This is a genomic window from Pseudonocardia sp. (genome assembly GCF_025465255.1).
Lineage (GTDB): Bacteria > Actinomycetota > Actinomycetes > Mycobacteriales > Pseudonocardiaceae > Pseudonocardia.
This window is the reverse complement of record NZ_JAODNI010000221.1, coordinates 1-4,994: the sequence shown is the minus strand read 5'-3', so window position 1 is coordinate 4,994 and position 4,994 is coordinate 1. Positions and strand designations below refer to the sequence as shown.

Below are 4,994 nucleotides of genomic sequence, written 5' to 3'. Positions count from 1 at the left end.
AGGTGGCCGACGCGATCCGGGCCGGCGATGCTGAAGCGGCGGCGACCGCGATGGCCGCGCACATCGCCGCCGTCTCCGACACCGCGCTGCTGCGCGAGGGCTGAACCAGCCGCTGCGCGGTCACGCGGGGGCCGCGGCGGCGCTGGCGGCGGGCGCTGGCCACTCCCCGCCCGGCGCTGCTAGACGTCGTCCTGTCGACAAGCCGGCCCGGCGTCGCCCCGTGGACCTGGGCGCGGATGACCTGACGAGCCAAGTGCTGCAGTAGTTTCATACATGCCCAGCCTGCTACTGCGATAGTTTCGCTCAGAGTGTTACTATTGCAGCATGAAGGGTGACGGGGAGATCGTGCTGGCCGATATCGCGGCCGGCCAATGGGGTCTGGTCACCACCCCTCAGGCCGTCGCAGCCGGCCTCAGCCGCGTACAGCTGTCGCGGCTGAGCAAGGCCGGTGTCCTGATCCGGCTCAGCCACGGCGTCTACGCCCTGCGGGGCTCACTGGGCACCGAGAACCTCGAGCTGCTGGCCGCGTGGCTCTCCCTTGATCCCACCCGGCTCGCCAGCGACCGCCTCGACGACGGACCCCGCGGACCGGTGGTGTCCCATGCCTCCGCTGCTGCCCTCTACAACCTCGGCGACCTCGACGCCGATCGCCACGAGTTCACCGCCCCCACCCGCAAGCAGACCCGGCGAGCCGACCTGCGGCTTCATCGCGGCACCCTCTCCGAGGAGGACGTGACCCTTCATCGTGGGCTCCCCGTCGCGACGCCTACCCGCACGATCGTCGACCTCCTCGCAGACGGCCACGACGGGGGTCACGTGGCTGGTGTCCTCGCTGACGCGGTGCGGACGCGGCAGATCGACCCTGGCGCGCTCGCTACCCGCATCGGCCCGTACGCAGCTCGGTTCGGCCTCCCCCGCGGCGACGGCTCCGCGCTGCTACGACACCTGCTAGAGATCGGCGGGGTCGCCGAGCAAGCGGACGCGGACGTGATTGCGGACGTCGCTCGCGCGGCCCACGTTCCGGTCCCGGCAATGATGGCCGCCCTACAAGAGGCCCAGCTCGCGCCTATCCGCGAGGCGCTCGACCGGCTCTCGCCCCTGGCCGCCCTGAGGATGAACCAACTCGCGCCGATTCAGGAAGCGCTCGACCGGCTCTCGCCCCTGGCCGCCCTGCGTGAGGCCCAGCTAGCCCCCGTCCGGAAGGCGTTGGAATCGCAGGTGTCGCCGATCAATGAGGTGGCCAAGCGCGCCCTCCTGAACCCTGGCGCCGCGCGCGGGGCAGCGGACCGTTCGAACAGCGAGGATGAGTAGGCCATGCCGGTGTCCCATCCGACCGGGTATGCCACACCCCAAGCGATGTGGGCCGCGGTGCAGTCCCGCAGCAGGAACACGGCGAAGCTCACCGGGGCGACCACCAACAACGTGGCGCGCCAGTTCGTCTACGACCGGTTCCTGGCCCGTCTGTTCACCCACGTCCCGGACGGGACGTGGGTCCTCAAAGGCGGCACCGCGCTGCTGGCGCGGGTCCGGTCTGCGCGGCACAGCCGCGATATCGACCTGTTCCGCAGCGCCGGCACCCTCGACACCGCCCTCGACGAGCTACGCAGCGCTGCTCGCCTGGATCTTCACGACCACCTCCGGTTCGTCCTCCCAGGCGCCCCGAAGCTCAGTGCCGAGCGCCCCGGACAGCCGGGCAGCGAGCTGGCGACGGTGAAGATCGAGAGTTACGCCGGCGTACGCAAGGTGAGCGACTTCAGCGTCGATGTCGTCATCGGAGCGATTATCGCCCGCGATCCCGAGGTCCTTTACCCGGAGCCGACCATCTCGCTTCCCGGGATGCACAGCCCGCCGTATCAGCTCTACCCGGTTGTCGACCACATCGCCGACAAGCTCTGCGCCACGGTCGAGCGGCACGGCCCCCTACTGCTCCCTTCCAGCCGTGTCCGCGACCTCGTTGACCTCGTGGTCATCGCCCGGACTCAGCGCGTCGCCGCGGACGCACTTCGGGAGGCCATCACCGCTGAATCCCTGCATCGCGAACTGGACCCGATCACGCGGTGGGCATGCCCGGATGAATGGGCAGGCACCTATCCCAAGCTCGCCCGAGACGTCGCGAAATGCCGCGACCACCGCGCCTTCAGCGAAGCCTCGGCCCTGGTGGCGGCCTTCCTCGATCCCGTCCTCTCCGGCGAGCTGACCGCGGGCACCTGGGATCCGGAGCGGCTCAGCTGGGCGGCTACGTGACCGGTGCCGCGTTGAGCCATTGGCTTCCTCCGGCCAAGGGCTCTGCCTACGTAGAAGGCGCCGAGCGTCTCGTGCATGAGGCGCTTACTTCGCGGCTCCCCGGGTGACGATGTGGGCGCTGGCCTGCCCGAACCCCTCCACGGCGAAGCCCATAGCGACGAGGACGTCAGCCACGGCGTAGTTCATCGTCTCCTGCACGCCCACGTACGCGTCATAGCCGTGGACGAACTCGACCGCCATCCGGTCGTGTTGAGTCCAGGCCACGATCACGCCGTCGGGGTCGCTGGTGGGGGTCAGGCACACTCCGCCGGTGGCTGCCCTTGGCGGCGCAATGGCGGAGCTCGAACCCGGCCTCGACGAGCGCGGTCGCGACCTCGCGCGCTAGGTCAGCCTGCGGGTGCCAGGTCACCCGGGCGCCGTAGCCGTCGGACAGCCGGTCGAGCTGCTCCGACAAGTGCGCCTCGAACGCCCTGTCGGCGGGGGAGGGCCGCTGCTCCACGGTGCCGTCGTCGCGGCGGCCCCCGAACACGATCTGGATCTCCTCATGCTCCCAGGTCTCGCCCTCGGGCGGGGGCGCCATCTCCGCGTCTACCCGGTCGTCGAAGGGGCCGGCGAGCACGCGCCCCTCGGCCAGCTTCCACCAGCCCGGCCGCTGCCCGCTGCTCATGCCGTCACCGTCCCGCGGGGGGCGACAGTGTGTCGTGGACGAGCTGGCCGTGCCGGATCACCGCAACCCTGTGCGGGCCGGCCTCGAACCACACGTCGTAGAAGTCCTGGTAGTTCGGGCGGTCGCCCGGCTCCGGCTCCTCGGCGTCCTCGTCCTCGACGTCGTCCACGTACTCGATATCGGGCGCGGACGTGTAGACGAACAGATCATCGGCGGGGTCGTACGGCTCGTCCTCGTCCTCGTCGACGGGGCCGTAGTCGTGTGGCGTCTCGGACACCGAGCGGAGGGGTGCACCGCCCTCGGTCGGCCACATCGGGTCGTCGACGGCGAGCAGCGTTTCGCCGTGGCGACTGCCGTCGGGCATCTCGATCGACCAGCACACGACGTCGCCGGGCTGGATCGGGAACCACGGCTGCGCCCGCAGGTCACGGTCGGCGCCGGTCAGCGCGCCGATCTCACCGGGCAGGTCACGGCGCGCCTTGGCGTCTTCGGCCGCCGCCCGTGGCGACCGCTCCTCGGGCTCGCTCATCCGGGCACCATCCCACCGGGGCCCGACAGTCGTCCGCCGTCGATCACCCGCAGCGTCGGCCGCGGTGTCTCGACGCCGAGAGCGGCACGGTCAAGCTCGACCTGATGCTGCGCGGCCAGCTCGCGGCACGCCTGCTCGTCGTCGGCGCAGACGAGCAGCTGGTCGCCCGTCCGCTCGTCCACGAGGAGCCGCAGGTCGACGAAGCGGTTGCGGTGCGTCAGGTCCACGGACCGGTCGCGACCGCAGAGGTCGCAGAACGTCCGGGAGGTGCCGTGCTCACACTCCAGCGCGTCGAGGGCTCGACGCTCGTCCACGCGCGGAGTGGTGACGTCCCCGCAGGTGCAGTGCGCGCGGACCCGACGGCCGGCCGGGGTGAACCCGGCGAACATGTGGACCTTCCGCGGCGGGGTCACTGATTCGGCGTCTCCGGACCGTCGTCACGGACGATCCGCAGGTCAGGGCCGCCAAGCGGGATGGTGCGGAGGACGTCCAGCATCGCGTCAGCCTGCGCCCGGACCTCGGCGGCGACGGCCAGGTCCCGGGCCTTCTCCACCTGGGCGATCATCTCCGCGCGTGCCTCTTCAGGGGTGAGGCCGCGGGCGGACGGGGCGGCCTCTTTCGGCCAGCGGTAGTTCTCGGTGAGCGACGGCCCAGGTTCCCTGCGCGGACGTTCGAACGGGACCCCGTCGGGGCCCACGTTGGGTATCTTCCCGCTGGTCACGGCCCGAACGATAGCGTCGTAGCGGGCAGGGTGGGCGTAGTGGCCGCGCCCGATCCGGCAGCGCTCGCCGACGGCGACCCCGCACCGCGTGCACGGCACGAGCAGCACGTCGGTACCCATCTTGTAGCGGCCGCGCCGCTCGGCCGGGTCATCTCCGGGGCCCGGGGGTCGCTCATCCGGACACCATCCCACCGGGCACCGACAGTTTCGTTTCCGAGACCCGGCGGTCTCGTCGACGACGAGGTTCGCCGCCGGCTGCACAACACTGGCATATGCCGAAGGTCCGCACCGGTAGTCCCGGGCCTCACCCCGCCAGCTCCACCTCAGGCTTTGCGCCGCTCGGTGCGCGGCCCCCACTCGCTCGCTCGGGACCTTTTGGGGCGTTCTCGACCAGGTGCTGTTCGGCTCAGGCCGATGAGTCGAGGACGGGCACGTCACCGGGGTGCAGGTCAGCCCGCAATGCTGGCAGACAGGACGTATTCGAACCCTGCGCAAATGCTGGGACTGGAAGTGGCCGCCCCCGCTCCTGCCCCGGTCCACTCGCCGCAGGGGTGGAGACGGTCAGGTGTGAGGGGGCCCTGAGGCGAACTCGCGCTTCAGCCACACCAGCTCGCCTCGATCATCCACCGAGACCCCCCGATCTCGCCCGAACCCGAGCTTCTTGGGCCGTCGCCTCAGGGCTCCGTGCAGTGATCGACAACGTCAGGGCCCAGGACTCCCGAAGCTGACCCGAAGTGCGAGGTAGGGCTCGATTCCGGTCAGGTCGTCGCTCGGGCGCGGGCAAGTGCGCGATAGACCGTGGACCGGGCGACGTTGAACAGCTCGGCGAGCTC

At 70.7% G+C, this 4,994-nt stretch carries 8 protein-coding genes; 2 read left to right on the top strand and 6 right to left on the bottom strand.

The annotated features are described in order from the left end of the window. The first annotated feature begins 324 nt into the window (after positions 1-324). Together JWP64_RS27855 and JWP64_RS27850 are read left to right on the top strand one after the other, a co-directional pair. Entirely contained in the window at positions 325-1,311 is a 987-nt protein-coding gene (locus JWP64_RS27855) for a type IV toxin-antitoxin system AbiEi family antitoxin domain-containing protein (RefSeq protein WP_297502919.1), read from the top strand. Positions 1,312-1,314: 3 nt separating this feature from the next. Further along, positions 1,315-2,244, top strand: coding sequence for a nucleotidyl transferase AbiEii/AbiGii toxin family protein (locus tag JWP64_RS27850; protein WP_297502918.1), 930 nt, complete (start codon positions 1,315-1,317; stop codon positions 2,242-2,244). An 84-nt stretch (positions 2,245-2,328) separates the two neighbouring features. Here JWP64_RS27850 and JWP64_RS27845 read toward each other — a convergent pair whose 3' ends face one another. The 6 genes from JWP64_RS27845 to JWP64_RS31720 form a co-directional block, all read right to left on the bottom strand. Next, entirely contained in the window at positions 2,329-2,484 is a 156-nt protein-coding gene (locus JWP64_RS27845) for a hypothetical protein (RefSeq protein WP_297502917.1), read from the bottom strand. Beyond that, positions 2,456-2,911 carry a hypothetical protein gene (locus JWP64_RS27840; RefSeq protein WP_297502916.1) on the bottom strand — a complete coding sequence of 152 codons (456 nt, stop codon included), beginning with the start codon at positions 2,909-2,911 and terminating at the stop codon, positions 2,456-2,458. Before JWP64_RS27840 ends, JWP64_RS27845 begins: the two co-directional genes overlap by 29 nt. 4 nt (positions 2,912-2,915) lie before the next feature. After that, complete coding sequence (locus JWP64_RS27835) at positions 2,916-3,440, bottom strand: hypothetical protein (RefSeq protein ID WP_297502915.1); 525 nt, start codon at positions 3,438-3,440, stop codon at positions 2,916-2,918. Further along, positions 3,437-3,853 carry a hypothetical protein gene (locus JWP64_RS27830; protein WP_297502914.1) on the bottom strand — a complete coding sequence of 139 codons (417 nt, stop codon included), beginning with the start codon at positions 3,851-3,853 and terminating at the stop codon, positions 3,437-3,439. The genes JWP64_RS27835 and JWP64_RS27830 overlap by 4 nt, the downstream gene beginning before the upstream one ends. Then, the gene (locus JWP64_RS27825) at positions 3,850-4,161 is read right to left on the bottom strand and encodes a hypothetical protein (protein ID WP_297502913.1); all 312 of its coding nucleotides are present in this window, start codon (positions 4,159-4,161) and stop codon (positions 3,850-3,852) included. The genes JWP64_RS27830 and JWP64_RS27825 overlap by 4 nt, the downstream gene beginning before the upstream one ends. Positions 4,162-4,919: 758 nt before the next feature. Further along, positions 4,920-4,994, bottom strand: a 75-nt coding sequence (locus JWP64_RS31720; RefSeq protein WP_366889506.1) for a helix-turn-helix domain-containing protein, incomplete at its 5' end; no start/stop codon positions are given.